The 24,982-nt window shown below is 68.9% G+C and carries 20 protein-coding genes; 4 read left to right on the top strand and 16 right to left on the bottom strand.

Annotation, left to right across the window (positions count from 1 at the left end; genetic code table 11):
• Window positions 1–200: 200 nt before the first annotated feature.
• The 3 genes from EV668_RS22715 to EV668_RS22705 all read left to right on the top strand — a co-directional run bounded on the left by EV668_RS22715 (window position 201) and on the right by EV668_RS22705 (window position 4,592).
• The gene (locus tag EV668_RS22715; RefSeq protein WP_133774649.1) at window positions 201–3,443 is read left to right on the top strand and encodes a transglutaminase family protein; all 3,243 of its coding nucleotides are present in this window, start codon (window positions 201–203) and stop codon (window positions 3,441–3,443) included.
• 87 nt (window positions 3,444–3,530) lie between these two features.
• Window positions 3,531–4,262, top strand: coding sequence for an enoyl-CoA hydratase/isomerase family protein (locus EV668_RS22710; RefSeq protein WP_133774491.1), 732 nt, complete (start codon window positions 3,531–3,533; stop codon window positions 4,260–4,262).
• Window positions 4,263–4,379: 117 nt separating this feature from the next.
• Window positions 4,380–4,592 (top strand): hypothetical protein, encoded by a 213-nt coding sequence (locus tag EV668_RS22705; protein WP_133774489.1) that lies wholly within the window; start codon window positions 4,380–4,382, stop codon window positions 4,590–4,592.
• Between the two features lie 42 nt (window positions 4,593–4,634).
• On the opposite strand, the gene EV668_RS22700 is transcribed toward EV668_RS22705, so the two are convergent.
• The 3 genes from EV668_RS22700 to EV668_RS22690 all read right to left on the bottom strand — a co-directional run bounded on the left by EV668_RS22700 (window position 4,635) and on the right by EV668_RS22690 (window position 9,028).
• Window positions 4,635–4,913, bottom strand: a complete 279-nt coding sequence (locus EV668_RS22700) for a GNAT family N-acetyltransferase (RefSeq protein WP_133774487.1) — start codon at window positions 4,911–4,913, stop codon at window positions 4,635–4,637.
• Window positions 4,914–4,997: 84 nt separating this feature from the next.
• Complete coding sequence (locus tag EV668_RS22695) at window positions 4,998–6,020, bottom strand: hypothetical protein (RefSeq protein ID WP_133774485.1); 1,023 nt, start codon at window positions 6,018–6,020, stop codon at window positions 4,998–5,000.
• A 2-nt stretch (window positions 6,021–6,022) separates the two neighbouring features.
• Entirely contained in the window at window positions 6,023–9,028 is a 3,006-nt protein-coding gene (locus EV668_RS22690; RefSeq protein WP_133774483.1) for a penicillin-binding protein 1A, read from the bottom strand.
• Window positions 9,029–9,243: 215 nt separating this feature from the next.
• Here EV668_RS22690 and EV668_RS22685 point away from each other — a divergent pair, with 215 nt between their 5' ends.
• On the top strand, window positions 9,244–10,653 hold the full coding sequence (locus EV668_RS22685) for an aspartate aminotransferase family protein (protein WP_245513373.1): 1,410 nt from the start codon (window positions 9,244–9,246) through the stop codon (window positions 10,651–10,653).
• A gap of 175 nt (window positions 10,654–10,828) precedes the next feature.
• Here EV668_RS22685 and EV668_RS22680 read toward each other — a convergent pair whose 3' ends face one another.
• The 13 genes from EV668_RS22680 to mdh form a co-directional block, all read right to left on the bottom strand.
• Entirely contained in the window at window positions 10,829–12,040 is a 1,212-nt protein-coding gene (locus EV668_RS22680; protein WP_133774481.1) for an MFS transporter, read from the bottom strand.
• 127 nt (window positions 12,041–12,167) lie between these two features.
• Window positions 12,168–13,574: a dihydrolipoyl dehydrogenase gene (gene lpdA / locus EV668_RS22675; RefSeq protein ID WP_133774479.1), complete on the bottom strand. Its 1,407-nt coding sequence runs from the start codon at window positions 13,572–13,574 to the stop codon at window positions 12,168–12,170.
• Between the two features lie 139 nt (window positions 13,575–13,713).
• A complete protein-coding gene (locus tag EV668_RS22670; RefSeq protein WP_133774477.1) occupies window positions 13,714–14,988 on the bottom strand; it encodes an Hsp70 family protein in 1,275 nt (424 codons plus the stop codon).
• Between the two features lie 78 nt (window positions 14,989–15,066).
• Window positions 15,067–15,462 carry an MAPEG family protein gene (locus tag EV668_RS22665; RefSeq protein ID WP_425359649.1) on the bottom strand — a complete coding sequence of 132 codons (396 nt, stop codon included), beginning with the start codon at window positions 15,460–15,462 and terminating at the stop codon, window positions 15,067–15,069.
• 68 nt (window positions 15,463–15,530) lie between these two features.
• The gene (odhB, locus tag EV668_RS22660) at window positions 15,531–16,751 is read right to left on the bottom strand and encodes a 2-oxoglutarate dehydrogenase complex dihydrolipoyllysine-residue succinyltransferase (protein ID WP_133774475.1); all 1,221 of its coding nucleotides are present in this window, start codon (window positions 16,749–16,751) and stop codon (window positions 15,531–15,533) included.
• 54 nt (window positions 16,752–16,805) lie between these two features.
• Entirely contained in the window at window positions 16,806–19,745 is a 2,940-nt protein-coding gene (locus EV668_RS22655; RefSeq protein ID WP_133774473.1) for a 2-oxoglutarate dehydrogenase E1 component, read from the bottom strand.
• 177 nt (window positions 19,746–19,922) lie between these two features.
• Window positions 19,923–20,807 (bottom strand): succinate--CoA ligase subunit alpha, encoded by an 885-nt coding sequence (sucD, locus tag EV668_RS22650; protein ID WP_133774471.1) that lies wholly within the window; start codon window positions 20,805–20,807, stop codon window positions 19,923–19,925.
• Window positions 20,808–20,819: 12 nt separating this feature from the next.
• Complete coding sequence (locus EV668_RS22645; RefSeq protein WP_133774469.1) at window positions 20,820–21,239, bottom strand: PIN domain-containing protein; 420 nt, start codon at window positions 21,237–21,239, stop codon at window positions 20,820–20,822.
• Window positions 21,175–21,462 (bottom strand): hypothetical protein, encoded by a 288-nt coding sequence (locus tag EV668_RS22640; RefSeq protein ID WP_133774467.1) that lies wholly within the window; start codon window positions 21,460–21,462, stop codon window positions 21,175–21,177. Before EV668_RS22640 ends, EV668_RS22645 begins: the two co-directional genes overlap by 65 nt.
• 157 nt (window positions 21,463–21,619) lie before the next feature.
• Entirely contained in the window at window positions 21,620–22,276 is a 657-nt protein-coding gene (locus tag EV668_RS22635; RefSeq protein WP_133774465.1) for a hypothetical protein, read from the bottom strand.
• Entirely contained in the window at window positions 22,273–23,469 is a 1,197-nt protein-coding gene (gene sucC / locus EV668_RS22630; protein WP_133774463.1) for an ADP-forming succinate--CoA ligase subunit beta, read from the bottom strand. Before sucC ends, EV668_RS22635 begins: the two co-directional genes overlap by 4 nt.
• A gap of 22 nt (window positions 23,470–23,491) precedes the next feature.
• Window positions 23,492–23,902 carry a hypothetical protein gene (locus EV668_RS22625; RefSeq protein ID WP_133774461.1) on the bottom strand — a complete coding sequence of 137 codons (411 nt, stop codon included), beginning with the start codon at window positions 23,900–23,902 and terminating at the stop codon, window positions 23,492–23,494.
• A 29-nt stretch (window positions 23,903–23,931) separates the two neighbouring features.
• Window positions 23,932–24,894 carry a malate dehydrogenase gene (mdh, locus tag EV668_RS22620; RefSeq protein ID WP_133774459.1) on the bottom strand — a complete coding sequence of 321 codons (963 nt, stop codon included), beginning with the start codon at window positions 24,892–24,894 and terminating at the stop codon, window positions 23,932–23,934.
• Window positions 24,895–24,982: the final 88 nt, after the last annotated feature.

Genomic DNA, 24,982 nt, shown 5'->3' with positions numbered 1-24,982 from the left:
CTGCGGCGGACTGTCCGGGCTGCCAGCATTCTGGGTGTGTCGCATTTCGGGGGGATGTCGCGCCGCGTTTCGCGCCGCGCCTGATCCCGTGCCGTCCTTTTTGCTGCTGGCCTCCTGGCGCGGGACGTGCTTCCTCGGAGGGCCGGCCGATCCTGCGTCCGCGTGGGCATCGCCGGAGGTCATTGAGAGCCTCGTCTGCCGTGCCGATCCTTGCCGCGCTCCATCACGTCACGTCCTACAAGTACGATCGGCCGGTCGCGCTCGGGCCGCAGGTGATCCGGCTGCGGCCGGCGCCTCATTCGCGCACGCGCATCCCGAGCTACAGCCTCAAGGTCGAGCCGGCCGGGCATTTCGTGAACTGGCAGCAGGATCCGAACGGCAACTGGCTCGCGCGCCTCGTCTTCCCAGAAAAGACGACCGAGTTCCGGATCGAGGTCGATCTCACGGCCGAGATGGCGGTGATCAACCCGTTCGATTTCTTCGTCGAGGATTACGCGCAGACGCGGCCCTTCGCCTATCCGGACGACCTCGCCTCCGAACTCGCGAGCTACCTCGCGCCGGAGGGGGCGGGCCCGCTTCTCGACGCCTTCATGAACGAGCTGCCCGCGGAGCGGGATACGATCCAGTTCCTCGTCCAGCTCAACGCTCTCGTGAAGGAGCGCGTGCGATATGGCGTGCGCATGGAGGCGGGCGTGCAATCGCCCGAGGAGACGCTCGATCTCGGCACCGGCTCGTGCCGCGACTCGGCATGGCTGCTCGTCCAGGTGCTGCGCCGTCTCGGCTTCGCGGCCCGCTTCGTCTCCGGCTACCTGATCCAGCTCGTGCCCGACCGCACCACGATCGAGGGGCCGCAGGGCGCGGCGAGCGATTTCACCGATCTTCATGCCTGGGTCGAGGTCTACCTTCCCGGCGCGGGCTGGATCGGGCTCGATGCGACCTCGGGCCTCCTCTGCGGCGAGGGGCATATCCCGCTCGCCGCGACCCCGCATTACGCTTCGGCCGCGCCGATCAGCGGGGCCGCCGAGCCGGCCCAGGTCGAGTTCGGCTTCTCGATGCATGTGAGCCGGATCGCCGAGGCGCCGCGCGTCACGAAGCCCTTCTCGGATGAGAGCTTCGCGGCGATGGACGCGCTGGGCGAGGCGGTCGACCGCGATCTCGTCGCGCAGGACGTGCGGCTCACGATGGGAGGCGAGCCGACCTTCGTCTCGATCGATGATTTCGAGAGCGCGGAATGGAACGTCGCCGCGCTCGGCCCGACCAAGCGCGGGCTCTCCGACAAACTGTCCCGGCGCCTGCGCGAGCGCTTCGCGCCAGGCGGCCTCCTCCATTACGGACAGGGCAAGTGGTATCCGGGCGAGAGCCTGCCGCGCTGGGCCTTCGGCATCTATTGGCGCCGCGACGGCAAGCCGATCTGGCGCGACGCAGCCCTGATCGCCCGCGAGGATTCGGACCGCAAGGCCGGGATCGCGGAGGCCGAGGCGCTGATCCGCGCGGTCGCCGGCCGGCTCGACCTCGCCGAATACCCCCGCCCGCTCTACGAGGATCCCGTCATCTGGCTCGGCAAGGAGGCGGAGCTTCCGGCCAATGTCTCCTTCGACGACCCGAAGCTCGCCGATCCCGAGGCGCGGGCCCGGATGGTGCGGGTGTTCCAGCGCGGGCTCGGCACCCCGAGCGGCTGGGTGATCCCGCTCTTCGCGCTGAACGAGGATGACGGGCGGGCCTGGGTCTCGGAGACTTGGGAGATGCGTCGCGGGGCGATCTACCTCGTTCCCGGCGACTCGCCCGCCGGATTGCGCCTGCCGCTCGCCTCGCTGCCGCACGTTCCGCCCGAGCACTATCCCTATTACGCGCCGCAGGACCCGACCGAGGAGCGTGGCGCCTTGGCCGAGGGCGCAGAGCCCTCGCGCCGTCCCCGGCGCATCGTCGCCGTCCGCACCGCCTTCGCGGTCGAGCCGCGCGACGGCATCCTGTGCGTGTTCATGCCGCCGCTGGAGCGGGTGGAGGATTATCTCGACCTCGTCGCGATCGTCGAGGAGGCCGCCGCCTCCCTCGGCCAGCCGATCCATGTCGAAGGCTACCCGCCGCCCTACGATCCCCGTCTCGACGTCATCAAGGTGACGCCCGATCCGGGCGTCATCGAGGTCAACGTCCAGGCCGCCGGGAGCTGGCGCGAGGCGGTCGACATCACGACGGCGCTCTATGACGAGGCGAGGGACCTGCGTCTCGGCTCCGAGAAGTTCATGGTCGACGGCCGCCACACGGGGACCGGCGGCGGAAACCATGTGGTGCTGGGCGGCGCGACGCCTCCCGACTCGCCCTTCCTGCGCCGGCCGGACCTGCTCAAGAGCCTCGTCCTCTACTGGCAGCGCCATCCCTCCCTCTCGTATCTCTTCTCGGGCCTCTATATCGGCCCGACCAGCCAGGCCCCGCGCATGGACGAGGCCCGTCACGACGGCCTCTACGAGCTCGAGATCGCGCTCTCGCAGGTGCCGCCTCCCGGCGGCGACCCGGTCCCGCTCTGGCTGGTCGACCGCCTGTTCCGGAACGTGCTGGTCGACGTCACCGGCAACACGCACCGCGCCGAGATCTGCATCGACAAGCTCTATTCGCCCGACAGCGCGACGGGGCGCCTCGGGCTCCTCGAGTTCCGCTCCTTCGAGATGCCGCCGGATGCGCGGATGAGCCTCGCGCAGCAGCTGCTCCTGCGGGCCATCGTCGCCTGGCTCTGGCGCGAGCCGCAGACCGGAAGCTTCGTGCGCTGGGGGACCTCGCTGCACGACCGGTTCATGCTGCCCCATGTGCTGTGGGAGGATTTCCTCGGCGTGCTGGATGACCTGCGGCAGGCCGGCTATCCGATGGACCCGGCCTGGTTCGCCGCCGCGCGCGAGTTCCGCTTCCCGCTCTACGGCGCCGTCCGGCATGGCGGCGTCACGATGGAACTGCGGCAGGCGCTGGAGCCATGGCACGTCCTCGGCGAGGAGGGCTCGGCCGGCGGCACCGTGCGCTACGTCGACAGCTCGGTCGAGCGCCTCCAGGTGAAGGTCGAGGGGTTCACGCCGGGTCGGCATGTCATCGCCTGCAACGGCCGGCGCATGCCGATGACTTCAACGGGCGTCGCCGGACAGGCCGTGGCGGGGCTCCGCTTCAAGGCCTGGAAGCCGGCGTCGGGCCTGCATCCGACCATCCCGGTCCATTCGCCGCTGACCTTCGACATCCTCGACACCTGGAGCGGGCGGTCGCTCGGCGGCTGCGTCTACCATGTCGGCCATCCGGGCGGGCGGAACTACGAGACCTTCCCGGTCAATTCCTACGAGGCGGAGGGCCGCCGTGCGGCGCGGTTCCAGGATCACGGCCACACGCCGGGCCTTGTCCCCGTCCCGCCGGAGGAGACCAGCCGCGACTTCCCGATGACGCTCGATCTGCGCACGCCCGCGCCCCGCTGACGGCGGGCCTGCCGATTGCGGCCGCGTGCACGCGGCACTACGGCTGGCATCCGAACGGGGGATCCCCCGGCAGCCGGCGGACGACGCATGACCGAGACCTCTTCCATCGCGATCCATGACGAGGGGCCGATCCGCATCGTGACGTTCCGGCGCCCTGCGGCGATGAACGCCTGGGACCGGGCGATGCGGCTGACGCTCGTCGAGGCGATGGCGGAAGCCGATGCCGATCCCGCCGTCGACGCCCTCGTCGTCACGGGGGAGGGGGAGCGCGCCTTCGGGGCCGGCCAGGATCTGCGGGAGGCAGGCCCCCGCGACGCGGCGGAGGCCGATGCCTGGGTCGACGAATGGGATCGCCTCTTCAGCGGGCTGCGCGCCGTCGGCAAGCCGACGATCTGTGCGCTGAACGGCGTCGCGGCCGGGTCGCATTTCCAGTTCGCCCTCCTGGCGGATGCCAGGATCGGCCATGCCGGTGTCCGGATGGGGCAGCCGGAGATCAAGTCGGGCGTCGCGAGCAGCATGGGCCCCTGGGCCATCGCGACATTCATGGGCCCGCTCGCCGCTCAGGACCTCGCCCTCTCCGGCCGCATGATGGATGCCGCCGAATGCGAGCGTCGCGGCCTCCTCCGCGTCGTTCCCCGGGAGGAGGTGCTGTCCGCCTCCATCGCCCTCGCGACCGATCTCGCCGCCCGTCCGAAACTCGCCTTCCGCCTGACGAAGGCCCGGCTGCGGGACCTGACGGAAGCCTCCTTCCGCGAGGTCTTCCCGGTTTGGAAGCGCTTCATGCGCGAGACGATCGCGGCGCGGGAGGCGGGCGCCTGAGCCTCTTCGGCCTCGGGGCTGACGATCGGGGCGGGCCGCCCGCATGACGAGTGGTTGCGGTCGGGACGAGGGCAGGGCACGATCCCGTTCCTCGAGGACGGAGACGGATCAGGCGAGATGAGCAGCGAACCGGCGGATGACGGCCTCGGCGTTCCCGAACTCGACGATCGCATCGCGATCCTGCGCGGCAACCTGCGCGATCTCGTCGAACAGGCATCCGGCTCGCTCGGCGCGGCGGCCGAGGAGCTTCTTTCCGAGCGGATCGCCGATCAGCAGGCCGAACTGGACCGCCTCCTTGACCGGCGGAACGGCATCGCCTCGAAGGCCTGAGGGCCGGACGCGCCGTCCGGCCTCATCCCGAGGAGCCGCCCCTTACCCGTCTACGATATCGGCATTCTCGGGGTGCCGTTTTGCGAAGGCGGCCATGAACTCGCATTCCGTCACGATGCGGCGGCCGCTCGCCCGGATGCTGTCGAAGACGCCGCGGGCGAGGCGGGAGCCGACGCCCTGGCCTGACAGCTCGGGCGGGACCTCCGTATGGGTCAGCACCACGCGGTCGCCGTCCAGCCTGTATTCGGCCACGGCCAGCGCCTCGCCGACGCGCAATTCGAAGCGGTTCCGGTCCGGGTTGTCGACGACGGGTGCGGACATGATGGTCTCCGGTGTGATCAGCTCGACGCGGTCCGAACCTAGGCCGTTCCCGTGTCATTCGGTTGGCGTCGGCGCCGTTTCCGCTCAGCGCCCGCTCGCCAGGAGGCTCGCCAGCGTGCGGATGCGGCTCCGGGCATAGACGGGCAGGCCGGCGCTCAGCGAGGTGCCGGTGTTGAAGGAGCTCGTGCCCATCAGGACCTGCGAGGGGACGAGATTCCGCAGCACCGGAATGCGCTCGTACTCCTTCTTGCGGCTGAGGACGTCGGCCTTCACCCCGAGCGCGAAATAGACCGAGACGACCGACCTGTCGGGCTGCGAGGGCGCGGGCTGGACGATCGTCAGCAGCTTTCCGAAACGCAGGATCTGGTTGACGTGGAAGGTGCTCTGTTCGAGCACGGCGCTCGGCTGGGTCTCGATGCCCGTCAGGCGCGAGATCGCGCCGGCGTCGATCTCGGCGGGCGCGAGGAGCCTGATCTCGCTCTGGAAGGTGACGTGGTCGGCGATCTTCTTGCCGCCGTCCTCCAGCTTGTTGGCGAGCCTGATGCCGAGCGGAAGCTTGCCCTCGAGATCGTAGCGGGATTCGAAGCAGGAGACCTGTCCTCCTTCGCACCAGGCCCTGCCCGGAAGGCGGTTATAGGGCTGCTCCGGATCGCGGTTGGGGATCGCCTGGCCCGCCGTGATGGGGCGGTGGCGGATCGCGGGATCGATCTTGGCGAGGGCCGCCGCCGAAGCCAGCCCGGCGAGATCGACCCGCGACGGCGGCCGGTCGACGATCATCCGCGAGGCCGCGACATAGATGTCGAGCTTCTCGTCCCGTGTCCGGCGCAGGCCGTCCACCGTCGCCGAGACCGTCGGCTCCACGTAATCCGGATGCAGCGAAAGCAGCCGCTTCTGATCCGGATACTCCGTCGCCCAGCGGGCGAAGGGCGTGAGGCTCGGGCCGTCCGCCTTGCCCTCCCGGTCCGAGAACCGGATCACGTTCGGAGCGGAGGGAAGGCCGAGATCGGAGATCGAGCGTGCCTCTTCGAGGGCCGCGTCGGGAGCGGCCTCCGCCGCCGGAGCGCCGAGGAGGAGGGCGGCCAAAGCCGCGGCCCTGAGCAAGGTCATGGTCAGTAGATGTCCCGCGGAGCCCACAGATATTCCGGATCGACGCGGCGCGGACGGCGCCTCGGCTGGGCATCGCCCGGCCACGCATAGCGGCTGGGATCCTGCCGGTACCAGTCGGAATCCGCCTCGAGCGGCGTGCCGCGGCGGGGCGCGAAGCTCGGGGCCTCGGTGTCGAGCGGATCCGGCTGGCCATAGCCGTAGCCATAGGGATTGTCGTCGCCGTCCTCCGACGGGCCGTCCCGCTGGGCGTAGACCTCGCCGCGCCCGACGAAGCGGTGCTGCGTGTCGACGATGGCGCCGGAGGCGCTCCGGCGCAGATGCTCGACGAAACCGCCGCCGGCCGAGCGTTCGCCGCTGCGCAGGTCGATCCGGACGTCGGCCAGAAGCTGCCGGGCCTCCGGCGAGGGCGGGGCGAGCGGGGTGCGGGGGCGGCTCGCCCAGGAGGCCTTCATGATCGCCTCGAAGATCGGCACCGCGACCTTGCCGCCCGTCTGGCCGCGGCCCAGCGTGCGGCGCTTCCCGTCGGCGTTGTCGTTGCCGACCCAGACGACGATGGAGACGTCGTTCGAGAAGCCCGCGAACCAGGCGTCGTTCTCGTTCTCCGAGGTCCCGGTCTTGCCGCCCACATAGGGGGCGAGCCCCCGCATCGACCGCGCCGTCCCGCGCGAGACGACGCCCTGGAGCATGGTCTTGAGCTGATAGAAGGCGACGTTGTCGGCCGACCGGATCGCGACGGGCGCCCGCGCCTCGCGGCGATAGAGGACACGGTCGCCCTCCGCGACGGATTCGAGCACGTGCGGGGAGGGCCGGATTCCCTCGTTGGCGATGGCGGCGTAGAGCACGGCGAGGTCGATCGGCCGCACGGGCTGCGCCCCCAGCACGAACGGATAGTAGCGCTCGCATTCGGCGTAGAGTTCGGCTTCGAGCGCGAGGTTGCAGACGCGCTGCAGGCTGTCCTCGGGCCGCTGCTCGATCACCCCGTCGAGCAGGCCGGCCGTGACCTGGTTCTTCGAGGATTCCAGCGCCCGGCGAAGGGTCGTGAGGCCACTCTCCGAGCGATCCGCGTTGCGCGGCGTCCAGGAATCGCCGACCCCGCCGATCGGCGGGAGCGTGACGGCGCGGTCCCAGAGCAGCGTATTGGGCTGCACGCCATGGGCGAGCGCGGCGAGATAGGCCAGCGGCTTCAGCGTCGAGCCGGGCTGTCGCACCGCCTGGGTCGCGCGGTTCAACTGGCTCAGCGGGTAGGAGAACCCGCCGGTCATGGCGAGGATGCGGCCGGTGCGGTTCTCCAGCACGATTGCGGCGCCCTGCACCGAGGGCCGGACCCGCAATTCGGCGCGCCCGCCGCCCTTGCCGCCGGAGACGCGGACGAGAACGACGTCGTGGAGCTTCAGCTTGCGGCCTTCGCGCCAAGCCTGGAGCGGCAGGATGCGCCCGTCGGCGAGCCCGACCTTCAGGGAGCCCGGCCGCGCGTCGAGGACGACGGCAGACGGCCAATGCACGTCGTAGAGCGGCGCGCGCCAGGCTTCGAGCGCCCGCAGCCAATCCGGTTTCGGCCCCGGGGCCACGGATGTCGCCTTGGGCGGCACGGCTGCGGCCTTGCGCCGGCCGCGGCGGGCGGGCGGATTGGCCGGCGGATCGATCGAGGTGATGCGCGTCTCGGATTCGGGAGCCGGAGCGATGGCCGGCGCCGGCGCGACCGTGGCGGCGGCCGCGGGCGGGTTGGCTTTCAGCCTCTCGATCGCGGCGCCGAGATTGCCCTCGGGCTCCTCGAAGCGGAAGCGGCCGGTGCCGAGCTCGTAGCGCGCGAGGCCGTCCTGGAGGGCGGCTTCCGTCGCGCGTTGCAGGGCGGGATCGATCGTGCTGCGAACGGTGTAGCTCGATGCCGTCAGGCTTTCGACGCCGGCGAAGGTCCTCGCCTCGCGGGTGAGGTGGTCGAGGACGTAGAAGCCGCTGTCGCGCCGCGAGCGCGAGGCCGCGATCAGCGTCGGCTTCTCGGCCAGGACCGCCGCCCGCTTGGCGTCGTCGATCACGCCGTCGTCGAGAAGGCGGGTCAGGACATAGGCGAGGCGCTGGCGCGAGCGCTCGGGGTGGCGTTCGGGGTCGTAGTAGTTCGGTCCCTTCGGCAGCGTCGCGAGGAGCGCCGCCTCGCGCAGGTCGAGCGCGCCGACGGATTTCCCGAAGAAGCTGCGGGCCGCCATCTCGACGCCCCAGGAGGAGCGCCCGAGATAGATCGCGTTGAGATAGATCTCGAGGATCTCGTCCTTGCCGAGAATCCGCTCCAGCCGCGCCGCGAGCACCATCTCGCGCATCTTGCGCTGGTAGGTGATGTCGTCGCCGACGAGGATGTTCTTGACCACCTGCTGCGTGATGGTCGAGCCGCCCTGGGGGCGACCCGACGAGGCGAGGTTGGTCATGAAGGCGCGGATCACGCCGCGCTCGTCGATGCCGCCGTGCTGGAAGAAGCGCTTGTCCTCGGCCGCGACGAAGGCTTTCCGCACGATCTCGGGGATGTCGCGGAGCGGGACCCAGGCCCGCCGACCGTCCGGCGGGAAGATTTCCGTGTAGCGCTCGCCCTGTCCGTCGAGGACGGTGCTGGCGCCGGGCATCCGGAAGCCCTTCAGCTTGGCGACGTCGGGCAGGTCCGCCATCGCCTCGTTATAGGCGCGGATCACCTCGCCGAGATCGACCACCTGCCGCTCGACCGGCGAGCCCTTGCAGAACTGCCGATAGGAGAGTTCGAGGTCCTTGAAGTCGAGGCCCTTGAGCATCGTCGTGTCGCCCGCGACGGCCTTCGGGTCCTCCATCGCGGTCGCGATCAGCTCGTCGACATTGATGTCCTCGACGTCGAACGCCTTGCGCAGATGCGTGCAGCCGTCCGTGAGGCTCTGGGACACGGCGGCCTGGTCGCGGACGGGATCGAACGACGTCCGGATCGAATCGGGACGCGTCGTGACCTGACTGAACGTCAGCGCCGTCGCGAACAGCTTGATCAGGAGCGTACTCATGCAACGGCGGCGCTGACGATTCCCCGGTTCGGCTCCCGAGCGTAACCGCCGAACCTGAACAAGACGCCCACCAAAGACGGCGGTTTTGCGAATTCGGCCGTGAGGCCTTCTGTCCCGCCGTCCCGTCCTTTGTCCGGCGCCCTCAGGTTGACAAACCCGCCTTCGCACGAAACAGCCTCAAGGTTGCGGTCGAGCCGCGTGTGATTGAGGTGTCGGTGTCGGATTCTCGGGGGGAGGCGGCGGAGTTCGATCTCGGCTCGCTCTATGCGGCGCGTGAGGGCGAGCGCTATGCGCTTCATACACGCTATCTGAACGGTCAGATGGTCAAGGTGCTGAAGACGCTCGGCTACGATGCCGGCTTCCGACGCGCGCAGGGACCGTATCTCTTCGACCGGAACGACGAGCGCTATCTCGATCTCCTGTCAGGCTGGGGCGTCTTCGCCCTCGGGCGCAACCATCGCGGCGTGCGCGACGCGCTGGTCTCCGTCCTCGACGGAGAGATGGCCAATCTCGTCCAGCTCGAGGTCTCGCCCCTCGCCGGGATCCTCGCCGAGCGGCTGATCGCGCGCGTCCCGTATCTCGACAAGGTCTTCTTCGCCAATTCGGGTGCCGAGAGCGTCGAGGCCGCGATCAAGTTCGCGCGCGCGGCGACGGGCCGGACCCGCATCCTCCATTGCGATCATTCCTTCCACGGCCTCACCTTCGGCGCGCTGTCGCTGACGGCCGACCAGAATTTCCGCAGCGGGTTCGGGCCGCTCCTGCCCGGCTGCGCCGAGGTGCCTTTCGACGACCTGCCGGCGCTCGAGCGGGCGCTCGCCTCGCGCGAGATCGCGGCCTTCATCGTCGAGCCGATCCAGGGCAAGGGCGTGAACCTGCCCTCGGACGGCTATCTCGCGGCGGCGGCCGCCCTCTGCCGCAAGCACGGCACGCTTTTCGTCGCCGACGAGATCCAGACCGGGCTCGGGCGCACCGGCAAGTTCCTCGCCGTCGAGCATTGGGGCGTCGAGCCCGACATGGTGCTGCTCGCGAAGTCGCTCTCGGGCGGGCAGGTGCCGGTCGGCGCGGTGCTGGCGCGGGGCTGGATCCTCGACAAGACCTTCAACCGGATGGACCGCGCCGTCGTGCACGGGTCGACCTTCGGCAAGAACGACCTCGCGATGGCGGCGGGACTCGCGACCCTCGACGCGATCGACCGGGAGGGCCTCGTCCAGAACGCGGCCCGGCAGGGCGAGCGCATCCTGACGGCCTTCCGCGACATGGCCGAGCGCTACGAACTCGTCTCTGCCGTACGCGGCAAGGGGCTGATGATCGGCATCGAATTCGGCGCCCCGCGCTCGCTCAAGCTGAAGGCGGCCTGGGCGATGCTGGAATCGATGAGCACCGGCATGTTCTGCCAGATGGTCGCCGTGCCCCTGTTCAAGGACCACAAGATCCTGACCCAGGTCGCGGGCCATGCCAGCCGCACGATCAAGCTGCTGCCGCCGCTCGTCGTCTCGGACGAGGATGTCGACTGGACCATCCGCGCCTTCGACGAGGTGATCGCCGAGGCCCATCGGGTGCCTGGCGCGGTCTGGTCGCTCGGCAAGACGCTGGCCGGCCACGCCCTGCGCCGCGAGACGGCCTGAGGGTCAGCGAGGCGCTCCCTTCTCCCCTTGCGGGAGAAGGTGGCCCTGCGAAGCAGGGTCGGATGAGGGGTGAAACACCTTCGTCGACGTCGGGTCTCCACCCCTCATCTTCCCCCGGGACGAGCCCGAGGCCACCTTCTCCTGCAAGGGGAGAAGGGAGGCGTGGGTGCCCCGCTCACTCCGCCGGCGCGAGCTTCTGCCAGAGCTCGGGTTCCAGCTCCTCGCGGCGATCGGGGAAGAAGAGCGCGCAGAGGAGCGTGATCACCGCGAAGGCGGCGAGGACGAGCGTCGCCGCCGTGAGGCTGCCTGTCCGCTCGTGCAGGATGCCGACGAGGGGGGCGGCCGCCGCGCTGCCGAGGAAGCCGACGAAGAAGCGGATCGAATAGAGCTTCGCCCGCAGGGGCGGGGCGATGTAGCGCGCCGTCATCGTCTCGTTGATCGTCACCTGGCCGAAGATGACCGCGGCTGCGATCCCGGCGAGCGTCACCGCGATCCAGCCCTCGGCGAAGGCGAGGGCGGCGAGGGTCGGGGCGAGCACGACCGCGAGGGGCACGAAGACGCGCTTCAGCGTCTTCCTGTCGATGAGGCGCCCGACGGTGAACTGCGTCACCGCTCCGCACAGCGTCACGAAGAAGGCGAGGGCGCCGACGATCGGCAGGAGCGTCGTGTCGCTCGCCAGCCGCTCCTGCATCAGCTTCGGCAGGAGCAGCGTGAAGGCGTTGAAGACGAGCCCCGACACGATCGCGACCGCGAGGAGCACGATCACGGCCCGGCGTACGATCGGCTTCGGGATCACCGGGAAGGGCTTCGCCGCCACATGCGCCGTGTGGTCGTATTCCGGCACGCGGATCCAGAGGAGGCCGAGCAGGACCGAGACGATCCCCGGCACGAAGAAGGCGACGCGCCAGCCGATGGCGCCGGCGAGGAAGGCCGTCACGATCGGCGCGGAGGCGACGCCGATATTGCCGAAGACGCCGTTGATTCCGATCGAGCGGCCGGGCGTCGCGCCCGCGGACTCGACCAGCATGGCCGTTCCGATGGGATGGTAGATGGCGGCGAAGAGGCCGGCCGAGCCGAGCGTCGCGGCGAGGAGGAGCGGCGTCGTCGCGAAGCCGGCCGCGATCAGCGACAGGCCCGTCCCGATGCAGAACGTCACCATAAGCGCCTTCCGCCCGAACCGGGCGGCGAGCCATCCCTGCGGCAGCGAGCCGACGCCGTAGAGCACGAACATCGCCGTCGCGAGCGCGACGATCGGCCCGTATTCGCTGCCGAACTCGCCGCCGGGGCGGGCCATCACCAGCACCGCCGTCGGCAGGATGAGGAGGCTGTAATGGGTGATGAAATGGGCCGCGTTGATGAAGACGATCTGACGCTGCGCCTCAGTCATGGCGGCCGCTCATGCTGCGTTCCTCCGGCGGCCTCGGCAGCCACGCGTTGCATCAGGCCTAACCCTGCCCGCGAGCCGCGTCACGCTGGATTCGTGCAGTCCTCCTCTGCAAAAACGCCGGCCGGCCTCACATGTGGATGGCGCGCTTGTCGACCGCGAGGGCGGCCTCCTTGACGGCCTCGGCCAGGGTCGGGTGGGCGTGGCAGGTGCGGGCGATATCCTCGGAGGAGGCGCCGAACTCCATCGCGATCGCCGCCTCGGCGATGAGGTCGCCGGCATGCGGGCCGACGATATGCACGCCCAGCACGCGGTCGGTCGCCGCGTCGGCGAGGACCTTCACGAAGCCGTCGGTGGTGCCGTTCGCCTTGGCGCGCCCGTTGGCGGTGAAGGGGAACTTGCCGATCGCATAGGCGGTGCCGGCCGCCTTCAGTTCTTCCTCGGTCTTGCCGACCGCGGCCACTTCGGGGTTCGTGTAGACGATGCTCGGGATCACGTCGTAATTCACGTGGCCCGCCTTGCCGGCCAGCATCTCGGCCACGGCGACGCCCTCGTCCTCGGCCTTGTGCGCCAGCATCGGCCCCGCGATCACGTCGCCGATGGCGTAGATGCCGGTGACGTTGGTCGCGAAATGGGCGTCGGTCTCGATGCGCCCGCGCTCGTCCAGCTTCACGCCGATGCGGTCGAGCCCGAGGCCCTCGGTATAGGGGATGCGGCCGGTCGCGACGAGGACAGTGTCGGCCTCGAGAATCTGGGCCTCGCCCTCGCCCTGGGCCGGCTCGATCGTCACCTTGGCCGCGCCGCCTTCCGTCTCGACCTTCGTGACCTTGGTGCCGAGCTTGAAGGCGAAGCCCTGCTTGCCGAGGATGCGCTGGAACTGCTTGGCGACCTCGGCGTCCATGCCGGGCAGGATCCGGTCGAGGAACTCGACCACCGTCACCTCGGCGCCGAGGCGGCGCCAGACCGAGCCGAGCTCGAGCCCGATCACGCCCGCGCCGACGACAACCAGCTTCTTCGGCACTGCGGGGAGGGCGATCGCCTCGTCCGAGGTCACGACGACCTTGCCGTCCGTCTCGACGCCCCGCAGCGGCGCGACGACCGAACCCGTCGCGATCACGATGGCCTTGGCTTCGATCACCTGGTTCGAGCCGTCCTCGCTCTTGACCTCGATCTGGCCGGGCGCGGCGATGCGCGCCGTGCCGTGGATGGCGTCGATCTTGTTCTTCTTGAGCAGGAACTCGACGCCCTTGGTGTTGCCGGAGACGCCCTCGTCCTTGAAGGCCATCATCTTGGCGACGTCGATCTTGGGCGTGCCGACCTCGATGCCGAGATGGCCGAAATGGTCGCGGGCATCGGCGAAGAGCTCGGAGGCGTGGAGCAGGGCCTTGGACGGAATGCAGCCGACATTCAGGCAGGTGCCGCCATGCGTCGCGCGCTTCTCGATGACGGCGGTCTTCAGCCCGAGCTGCGCCGCCCGGATGGCGCAGACATAACCGCCCGGGCCGGTGCCGATGACGACGAGATCGTAGGCGCTCATGGAAGGTCCCTGAATCAAGCGACGGACCGCGAGGTCCCGTTGCGCGAATGCCTACAGCAGATCGCCGGAAAAGGGAGCCCCGTCGGCACGGTTCAGGCTTGCGCGGCGTGCGCGATCCCGCTCGCCGAGAGCGGCTCGGTCACACCGTCTCGGCCAGCCTCGCCGGGGTGCCGTAGCGCCGCGCGGCCTCGATCGTGAGGCCGAGGCCGACCGAGCCGAAGGTGTTACCCTCGACGACGCGCGCATCGGGAACGGCTGCCCGGATCGCGGCCCGGGCATGGCGCAGCCGCGTCGAGCCGCCGGTGAGGAACAGCGCGTCGATCGCATCCGGCCGCAAGCCGGCCTGGCGGATGCAGTCCCCGATCCGCTCGCGCAGACGCTCGGCCAGGATGCCCGTCGCCTCGCGCAGGCCCTCGCGGTCGATGTCGACGGCGAGCCCGGCCTCGATCCAATCGAGCGGAAGCCGCGTCGCGTCGAGGCCGGAGAGGTCGATCTTGGCCTGCTCGACCTCCATCGCCAGCGTATGGCCGCGCTCCGCGGAGAGGACCGCGAGCAGCCGCTCGATCAGCTCGGGACGGGCCGCGTCGCGGCGCACTTCCTCGACCTCGCGGCGCACCTTCGGGTCGTAGAGCCGGTTGATGCTCGACCAGGTGGCGAGCTCGTGGAAATAGGACGAGGGCACGTCGAGCCCGGCCCGCTTCGCCGGGCTGCCGAGGCCGAGCTCCGGCATGACGCGCCGCAGGCTGAGCAGGCGGTCGAAATCGGTGCCGCCGATGCGGATGCCGTCATTGGCGAGGATGTCCTCGGCGCGCGAGGGCGCGGCGCGGCGTTCCGGGCCGAGCCGGACGATCGAGAAATCCGAGGTGCCGCCGCCGATATCGGCGATGAGCGCGATCTCCTCGCGGTCGAGCCGGCGCTCGTAATCGAGCGCGGCCGCGATGGGTTCGTAGGCGAAGGAGATGTCGCGGAAGCCGATCTCGCGGGCGATGGCGGCGAGCGCCTCCTCGGCCTTGCGGTCGCCTTCGGGATCGCCGTCGACGAAATGGACGGGCCGTCCGTGCACGACGCTGTCGAGCGGACGTCCCGCCTCCTCCTCGGCGCGCCGCTTCACCTCGGCGAGATAGACCGCGATGACGCGGCGGAAGGTGAGCCGCTCCCGGCCGACCGGCGTCGTCTCCTCCAGCAGCGGCTTGCCGAGGACGGATTTGAGGCTCCGCATGAGCCGGCCCGGCAAGCCCTCGACATAGGCGGCGATGCCCGCGCGGCCGATGATGGGCGCAGCGCCCCGGGCGAAGAAGATCGCGCTCGGGATCGTATCCTCGTCGCCTTCGAGCGGCAGGAGACGCGGCTCGCCGCCGCGGATCACGCCGAGCGTGGTGTTGGAGGTGCCGAAATCGAGGCCGCAGGCCGACATCAGAAAAACAGGGGGTTCCGGAGAGGGGCGGGGCCTCTAGCAGGTGAGGACGACAGGCTCAAGACCGAGCGGCCGGCCTTAGACCAGCACCCGCCATGCCATCATCGTCAGGCCCAGTGCGGCCGCGATCCAGGCGAGGCTGCGCAGATACGGAATGCCGGCGAGATAGAGCGGCACATAGACGATCCGCGCCGCGATCCAGACGACGGCTCCGAGTTGCCCCCAGCCGTCGGCGCGGCCGAGGACCAGCAGCGTCGCCGCGAGAAGGCCGAAGGCCGGGAAGGTCTCGAGGTAATTGCGCAGCGCCCGCTCCGCGCGCCCGGCGATCACGCCCTCGGGCTTCAGGTTCTCGTCGCGAGGCCCGGCATTCCAGCGGGAGCCGAGTTCGAGCGTCGCGGCGATGCCTTGCAAGGCGATGTGGAAGGCGAGCAGGGCGACGCTCGCGACGACGATGATGGCGAGGGAAGACGTCATCGAGGCCTCCTGAATGGCAATGGCCGGGACAAGCCCGGCCATCGCGTTCCGTCAATCGATCGGACCGATCACAGATCCAGCACGAGCCGCGCGGGATCCTCCAGCGCTTCCTTGATGCGCACGAGGAAGGTCACGGCTTCCTTCCCGTCCACGATGCGGTGGTCGTAGGAGAGGGCGAGATACATCATCGGCCGCGCCACGATCTCCTTGCCGCGCACGACCGGACGCTCCTCGATCCGGTGCATGCCGAGAATGCCCGATTGCGGCGCGTTGAGGATCGGCGTCGACATCAGCGAGCCGTAGATGCCGCCATTGGTGATCGTGAAGGTGCCGCCCTGCATCTCCTCGATCTTGAGCTGGCCCTCGCGGGCGCGCTTGCCGAAATCGGCGATGGTCTTCTCGATCTGCGCGATCGAGAGCTGATCGGCGTCCCGTACGACCGGAACGACCAGGCCCTTGTCGGTCCCGACCGCGACGGCGACGTTGTAGTAGTTCTTGTAGACGATGTCCTGTCCGTCGATCTCGGCATTGACGGCCGGCACGTCCTTCAGCGCCTGCACGCAGGCCTTGGCGAAGAAGCCCATGAAGCCGAGCTTCGTGCCGTGCTTCTTCTCGAAGACGTCCTTGTACTGCGCGCGCAGCTTCATGACGGCGCTCATGTCGACGTCGTTGAACGTCGTCAGCATGGCGGCCGTGGTCTGGGCCTCCTTGAGGCGGCGCGCGATCGTCTGGCGCAGCTTGGTCATGCGCACGCGCTCCTCGCGCGATGCGTCGGCCGGCGCCGAGGGGGCGCGGACCTGGACCGGGGCGGCCGGGGCGGGGGCGCCCGACGACAGCGCCTGGATCATGTCGCCCTTGGTGACGCGGCCGTCCTTGCCGCTGCCCGCGACGCCAGCGGGATCGAGGCCGGTCTCGGCGGCGATCCGGCCGACGGCCGGGCCGTTGGCGCCGGAGGCCGCCGCCTTCGCGGGCGCCGGAGCCGGAGCGGGCGCAGGCTTGGGGGCAGCTTCCTTGGCGGGCGCCGCCGCGGGCGCGGCCTTGGCCGGTGCGCCGCCTTCGACGATGCTGCCGAGCAGCGCGCCGGGAGCGACCGTCTCGCCGTCCTTGGCGAGGATGTCGCCGAGCGTGCCGGATGCGGGCGCGTTGACCTCGAGCGTGACCTTGTCGGTCTCGAGCTCGACCAGCGGCTCGTCGGCCTTCACCGGGTCGCCCGGCTTCTTGAACCAGCGGCCGATCGTGGCCTCGCTGACGGATTCGCCGAGCGTCGGGACGAGGATGTCGGTTGCCATGTCACTACGCCCCTGCGGGCGTCCTCTATGTTCGGGATGAGCGGAGACGAGCGGTCAGGAGCCGATCGCCTCGTCCAGGAAGGCCTTGAGCTGGGCGAGATGCTTGGACATCAGGCCGGTCGCGGTCGCGGCGGAGGCCGGGCGGCCCGCATAGGCGGCCCGCTTCACCTTCATCTTGGCCCGCTCCAGCACCCATTCAAGATAGGGTTCGACGAAGCTCCAGGAACCCATGTTCTTGGGCTCTTCCTGACACCAGACGAGGTCGGCGTTCGAGAAGCGCGACAATTCGTGGGCGAGCGACTTCACCGGGAACGGATAGAGCTGCTCGACACGCATCAGATAGATGTCGTCGACCTTGCGCTTCTCCAGCTCGTCGAAGAGGTCGTAATAGACCTTGCCGGTGCAGAGGATGACCCGCCGGATCTTGTCGTCGGCGACGAGGTTCTGGCCGTCGTCCCGAAGGATGCGGTGGAAGCTCCGACCCGCCGCCAGCTCGTCCAGCCGCGACACGCAGCGCTTGTGGCGCAGCAGCGACTTCGGCGTCATCAGGATGAGCGGCTTGCGGAAGTCGCGGCGCAACTGCCGGCGCAGCACGTGGAAGTAGTTGGCGGGGGTCGAGCAATAGACCACCTGCATGTTGTCCTCGGCGCACATCTGCAGGAAGCGCTCGAGCCGCGCGGACGAATGCTCGGGGCCCTGGCCCTCGTAGCCATGCGGCAGGAGGCAGGTCAGCCCCGAGAGGCGCAGCCACTTGCGTTCGGCCGAGGAGATGAACTGGTCGAACACGACCTGGGCGCCGTTGGCGAAATCGCCGAACTGGGCCTCCCACAGCACGAGGGCGTTCGGCTCGGCGAGCGAATAGCCGTACTCGAAGCCGAGGACGGCCTCCTCGGACAGCATCGAGTTGATGACCTCGAACTTGGCGCGGCCCTGGCCCAGCTGGCCGAGCGGGATGTGGCGCTCCTCGGTCTCCTGATCGAGCAGCACGGCATGGCGCTGCGAGAAGGTGCCGCGCTCGACGTCCTGCCCCGACAGCCGCACCGGGTGCCCGTCCTCGATGAGGGTGGCGAAGGCGAGAGCCTCGGCGGTGGCCCAGTCGATCCCCTCGCCGGTCTCGAACATCTTCCGGCGGTTGTCGAGGAAGCGCAGGATCGTGCGGTGCGCCTTGAAGCCCTCCGGCACGGCGGTCAGCTTGGCGCCGATCTCGCGCAGGGTCTCGATCGCCACGCCGGTCTGGCCGCGTCGCGCGTCGTCCTCGTCATCGGCCGTCCGCACCCCGGACCAGCGCCCGTCGAGCCAGTCGGCCTTGTTGGGCTTGAAGCCCTGTGCGGATTCGAATTCGCTGTCGAGTTTGGCGCGGAACTCGGCCTTGAGGGCCTCGAGCTCCGCCTCGGTCGCCAGCCCGTCCGCCACGAGCTTCTTGCCGTAGATCTCGAGCGCGGAGGGGTGCGAGCGGATGATGCGATACATCCGCGGCTGCGTGAAGGCCGGCTCGTCGCCCTCGTTATGGCCGAAGCGCCGGTAGCAGAACATGTCGATGACGACCGGCTTGTGGAAGGTCTGCCGGTATTCCGTCGCGACCTTGGCCGCGAACACGACCGCCTCGGGATCGTCCCCGTTCACGTGGAAGATCGGCGCCTCGACCATCTTGGCGACGTCGGACGGGTACGGCGAGGAGCGCGAGAAGCGCGGATTGGTCGTGAAGCCGATCTGGTTGTTGATGATGAAATGGATCGAGCCGCCGGTCCGGTGCCCCTTGAGGCCGGAAAGGCCGAGGCATTCCGCGACGACGCCCTGGCCCGCGAAGGCGGCGTCGCCGTGGATCAGGAGCGGGATCACCGAGGTGCGGCTCTCGGGCGAATCCTCGTGCTGGTCCTGCTTCGCGCGCACCTTGCCGAGCACGACGGGGTCGACGATCTCGAGATGCGAGGGATTGGCGGTCAGCGACAGGTGGACGTTGTTGCCGTCGAAGGAGCGGTCGGACGAGGCACCGAGATGGTACTTGACGTCGCCCGAACCCTCGACGTCGTCCGGCGAGGAGGAGCCGCCCTTGAACTCGTGGAACACCGCCCGGTAGGGCTTCGCCATCACGTTGACGAGGACGTTGAGGCGGCCGCGATGGGCCATGCCGAGCACGATCTCCTTCGCGCCCATCGAGCCGCCGCGCTTGATGATCTGCTCGAGCGCCGGGATGATCGATTCGCCGCCGTCGAGACCGAAGCGCTTCGTGCCGGTGTAGCGGACGTCGAGGAACTTCTCGAAGCCCTCCGCCTCGATCAGCTTGTTCAGGATCGCCTTCTTGCCCGTCTCGGTGAAGGCGATTTCCTTGTCCTTGCCCTCGATGCGCTCCTGGATCCAGGCCTTCTCCTCGGGGCTCGAGATGTGCATGAACTCGACGCCGAGCGTCGAGCAATAGGTCCGCTCCAGGATGCCGACGATCTCGCGGATCGTGCCGAACTCGAGGCCCAGCACGTAGTCGAGGAAGATCGGCCGATCCCAATCGGCCTCGGTGAAGCCGTAGCTCGCGGGCGAGAGCTCGTCGTCCGGCACGCGCTTCTCGAAGCCGAGCGGATCGAGATTGGCATGGAGGTGGCCGCGCATCCGGTAGGCGCGGATCATCATGATGGCGCGGATCGAATCGCGGGTCGCCTGATGGACCTCCTCGATCGAGGCCGGAGCGCCCTTCTGCTCGGCCTTGGCCTTGATCTTGTCGCCGACCGTCTTCTCGAGCGTGGCCCAGTTGCCGTCCAGCGCCGAGACCAGCTCGCCGTTCATCGGGACAGGCCAGTTCGGCTTCTCCCACGAGGCGCCGCGGGCATTCGAGACGACGGTCGCCTTGTCCTCTCCGAGCCCGGCGAAGAACTCGCGCCATTCAGGCTCGACGGACGACGGATCGGTCTCGTAGCGAGCGTAGAGATCTTCGATATAGGGCGCATTGGCCCCGTACAGGAACGCTGTCCGGAGAAGGGCTTCGTTCTGATCCTGGCGAGACATTCCACCTGTCCTTGCGGCCGCCCCCTCCGCCGGGGGCAGGCTCACGATGGCGGTGCCCTATCGCCGCATTCGGGCGAGGAAGGGGCAACCGCGAAGTCCCTTACAGGACTTCGCTGAACTCCTCCATAACAGGAGGACGACATCCGGCCGCATGCAGGCCGGATGCCAGCCTGGAAATTAGGCGCGCAGGAGCTCGGCGAGCGTCTTGCCGAGGCGGGCCGGGGAGGGCGAGACCTTGATGCCGGCCGATTCCATCGCCGCGATCTTGTCTTCCGCGCCGCCCTTGCCGCCCGAGATGATGGCGCCGGCATGGCCCATGCGGCGGCCGGGAGGGGCGGTGCGGCCGGCGATGAAGCCGACCATGGGCTTCTTGCGGCCGCGCTTCGCCTCGTCCTTGATGAACTGCGCGGCATCTTCCTCGGCGGAGCCGCCGATCTCGCCGATCATGACGATCGCCTTGGTGGCGTCGTCGGCGAGGAACATCTCGAGCATGGCGATGAACTCGGTGCCCTTCACCGGATCGCCGCCGATGCCGACCGCCGTCGTCTGGCCGAGGCCCTCCTGCGAGGTCTGGAAGACCGCCTCGTAGGTGAGCGTGCCCGAGCGGGACACGATGCCGACCGAGCCCGGCTTGAAGATGTTGGCCGGCATGATGCCGATCTTCGATTCGCCGGCGGTCACGATGCCGGGGCAGTTCGGGCCGAGGAGGCGCGACTTCGAGGCGTCCAGCGAGCGGCGCACGCGCACCATGTCGAGCACCGGGATGCCCTCGGTGATGCAGACGATGAGCGGGATCTCGGCGTCGATCGCCTCGCAGATGGCGTCGGCCGCGCCCGGCGGCGGCACGTAGACGACCGAGGCGTCGGCGCCGGTCTTCTCGCGCGCCTCGCGCACGGTGTCGAAGACGGGCAGGCCGAGATGCGTCGAGCCGCCCTTACCGGGGCTCGTGCCGCCGACCATCTTCGTACCGTAGGCGATGGCCTGCTCGGAATGGAAGGTGCCGTTCTTGCCGGTGAAGCCCTGGCAGATGACCTTCGTGTTCTTGTCGATCAGGATGGACATGAGGTTCTCTGGTCAGTTGGATCGAAAGGGGTTCACGACGCGGACGGACCCGTAGGTCTGCCCGTGTCCGAGGTCTTCGGTGTAGAGGATGGGCGCGGCGAGCCGTTCGGCTGCGGCCAGGATCGCGGCATCCCAGTAGCTGATCCGCCAGCGCTGCGACAGCGCGATGGCCGCTCGGACGAGGCTCTCGTCGATGGCCGCGACGGGGTAGTGACAGAGGAGCTCGATCCAGCTGTCGATCTCGCCCTGCGTCGGCGGGACGAGGGTCCGGCGCAGCATGACGGTGTAGAACTCCGCCAGGATCTGGCCGGAGAGACCGAAATTCTGCTCGGCGACGAGGCGCTGCGCGATCTGGAATTTGTGGGGCTCATCCGCGCGACCGGCCGCCGCGTAGATCAGGATGTTCGTGTCGAGGACGCAGTCGCTCTTCATACGCGTCCTCGCGATTCCAGGCGTAGTCGGCACCGAGCTGGGCGGTCGAGTTGTCCATCAGATCGATGAGTCCGCGCCGTGCCTCCTCGATCCGGCTCTCCTCGGCCACGATCCGCGTGAGGAAGTCGCGCACGATCGCATTCACCGTCGTCCGCCGCCGCGCCGCGATCTGGCGGGCTTCGTCCAGGACGTGGTCCTCGATCGCTAGCGTGAGATTCTTCATCGCGAAGGCGCTTTACACGGGTCCACAGGTTCCGTGAAGGCCTGATCGGCCTCCGCCGACGCTTTCGGTCAGGACGAAGTCGCTCTCGACATCGACCGCGTCCGATCACGGATCGGGCCCGATCGCGGGTCTTGGAGATCGCGGGTCTTGGAGATCGTCACTCCGGCTGTGCGGGACAGCGCGGCTTGGGAAGCGTGTTCCACGGAGGCTGGTCGGGAAAATCCATCTGGGTGAGCATCAGGAAGCTGCTGCGTCTCGAGGCCAGATTGTCCATCACGGCCACCCGCCTCGAACAGTTCGTCAGGTGCTTGCCGTCCGGCGAGTCAAACCAGTTGTACTTCGTCTCCGCCGAGAACGACCGCGCCCTCGATCTCACCATTCCCGGCCCGAGGCGGCGATCGACCTCCGGGACGAGGTCGTCCGCGCCCGGCGAATTGTCCGCCATGAAGAAGCCGCAGGAGACGACCTCGAGGCCCGGGTGCATGGCGGGATCGACGAGAAAGACCATGAACACGGTCTCCTCGGGCGGGGGCTTCACGGTCCACGCGGTCAGGGTCCCCGGCAGGAATCCATGGAGGCCTGCCCGCGCCGGCTCCGCCCTCTTCGGTCCCCATGCGCGCTCGCCGGCCACTCGCGCCGCGGCCTCGAGCCTGCCCTCGTTGGTGCGCGGGCTGATGCAGAGCGTCTCGAACAGCGCCACGAGGTCGGAAGTCCCAGTCTGCGCTTGGGCCGGGCCGGAGGCGGCCACAAACACGAACGCCGCCCCGAGGGCGGCGTTCAGCAGTCCGTATCGGTCGAGCGAGCCCAACCTCACCCCTTGCGGATCGCCGCGACGATCTTCTGGGCGGCGTCGTCGAGGTCGTCGGCCGGCAGGACGTTGAGGCCGGACGAGGAGATGATCCGCTTGCCTTCCTCGACATTCGTGCCTTCGAGGCGGACGACCAGCGGAACCTGGAGCCCGACGGCCTTGACCGCCGCGACGACGCCGCTGGCGATGACGTCGCACTTCATGATGCCGCCGAAGATGTTGACGAGGATGCCCTTCACGTTCGGATCGGCCGTGATGATCTTGAAGGCGCCCGTCACCTTCTCCTCCGTGGCGCCGCCGCCGACGTCGAGGAAGTTGGCCGGGCTCTCGCCGTAGAGCTTGATGATGTCGAGCGTCGCCATGGCGAGGCCGGCGCCGTTGACCATGCAGCCGATCGTGCCGTCGAGGGCGATGTAGGCGAGGTCGTATTTCGACGCCGCGATCTCCTTCTCGTCCTCCTCGGTCGTGTCGCGCAGGGCCACGATGTCCTTGTGGCGGTAGAGCGCGTTCGAATCGAAGGAGATCTTGGCGTCGAGGGCCCGCAGCTGTCCGTCGGTCGTGACGATCAGCGGGTTGATCTCGAGCATCTCCATGTCCTTCGCGACGAAGGCCGCGTAGAGCTTCGAGACGATGTCGCCCGCCTGCTTGGCAAGGTCGCCCGTGAGGCCGAGGGCCTCGGCGACCGTGCGGCCGTGATGCGGCATGACGCCGGTGGCGGGGTCGATCGAGAAGGACTTGATCTTCTCGGGCGTGTCGTGCGCGACGGCCTCGATATCCATGCCGCCCTCGGTCGAGACGACGAAGGAGATGCGGCTCGTCTCACGATCGACGAGGGCGGAGAGGTAGAACTCCTTCTCGATGTCGGAGCCGTCCTCGATATAGAGGCGGTTCACCTGCTTGCCGGCCTCGCCCGTCTGGATGGTGACGAGCGTGTTGCCGAGCATCTGCTGGGCGAAGTCCTTGACCTCGTCGATCGACTTCGCGAGGCGGACGCCGCCCTTCTCGCCGGCCGCGGCCTCCTTGAACTTGCCCTTGCCGCGTCCGCCGGCATGGATCTGGCTCTTCACGACCCAGAGCGGGCCGCCGAGTTCCTTGGCTGCCGCTTCGGCTTCTTCGGGCTTGAAGATGGCGACGCCCCGCGAAACGGGAACGCCGAATTCCTTGAGGACGGCCTTGGCCTGGTATTCGTGGATGTTCATCAGTCGTTCCTTCGATCTCGGATCAGCAGGCAGGGGCGCGGCCGCGGATCAGTGCGGCGGCGTCGCGCCGGACGGGGCCGAGGACGTCCACCCCCTCCTGTTCGACGGCGATCATGACGAGAGAGCCCGACTTTCCGGTCAGGATCTTGAGATGACGGGCCGGCTGGGACTTTGCACGCCCCTTCTCGCGGAACAGCACGCGGAAGGTCGTCGCTTCGGCGCCCTGTTCCACACGGTCGACGACGAAGCCCGCGAAGGCGGGCTCGCGATTGATCCAGCACCGCCGCGCGGTGTCCGCGACCATGGTCGCGAGCTGGCGCGTGTCGATGGTGACGTATTCGGCAGCAGCGGTCCGGCGCTCGGGTGCGCCGGACACGGTCGTCGCCGCGATGCAGAAGGCCGCGGCGAGGCTCAGGATGGACAGGCGCTGCATATGCGGCGGCCCTTCGATGCAGATCCGCGTCAGGCCAGCGACGGGTTGATCTGCTTGCAGGCGGCGATGAGGCCCTCGACCGAGGCGATGGACTTGTCGAACATCGCCTGCTCGTCGGCGTTGAGGTCGACCTCGACGATACGCTCCACGCCCTTCGCGCCGATGACGATCGGCACGCCGATGAAGAGGCCGTCGATGCCGTACTGGCCGCTCAGATGCGCCGCGGCGGGGAGAAGGCGCTTCTTGTCCTTCAGGTAGCTCTCGGCCATCGCGATGGCGGAGGCCGCGGGCGCGTAGAAGGCCGAGCCGGTCTTCAGGAGCGCCACGATCTCGCCGCCGCCCTTGCGGGTGCGCTCGACCATCGCGTCGAGCTTGTCCTGGCTCAGCCAGCCCATCTTGACGAGGTCGGGCAGCGGGATGCCGGCGACGCCGGAATAGCGGACGAGCGGCACCATGTCGTCGCCATGGCCGCCGAGCACGAAGGCCGAGACGTCCTTCACGGAGACGTCCATGGCCTCGGCGAGGAAGTGGCGGAAGCGGGCGGAATCGAGCACGCCGGCCATGCCGACGATCTTCTCGGGGGCGAGGCCCGAGAACTTCTGCAGCGCCCAAACCATGGCGTCGAGCGGGTTGGTGATGCAGATCACGAAGGCGTTCGGCGCATAGGTCTTGATGCCCTGGCCGACCGATTCCATCACCTTGAGGTTGATGCCGACGAGGTCGTCGCGGCTCATGCCGGGCTTGCGCGGCACGCCGGCCGTCACGATGATGACGTCGGCATCCTTGATCGCGGCATAGTCGCTGGCGCCCTGGTACTTGGCGTCGAACCCGTCCACGGGCGCGGATTCGGCGATGTCGAGGCCCTTCCCCTGCGGCACACCATCGGCGATGTCGAACAGGACGATGTCGCCCAGTTCCTTGAGGCCGGCGAGATGGGCGAGCGTGCCGCCGATCTGGCCCGCGCCGATGAGCGCGATCTTCTTGCGAGACATGGACGGTGATCCTCGGGAAAGGAGCGGCTGAGACACGGCGCCGCGTCGCGGCCTCTTTGACTCAGAACGCCGCCCCCTTCAAGCGAGG

Source organism: Enterovirga rhinocerotis (genome assembly GCF_004363955.1).
Lineage (GTDB): Bacteria > Pseudomonadota > Alphaproteobacteria > Rhizobiales > Beijerinckiaceae > Enterovirga > Enterovirga rhinocerotis.
Note: the sequence above shows the minus strand (reverse complement) of the source record. Positions and strands in the feature narration are given on the sequence as shown.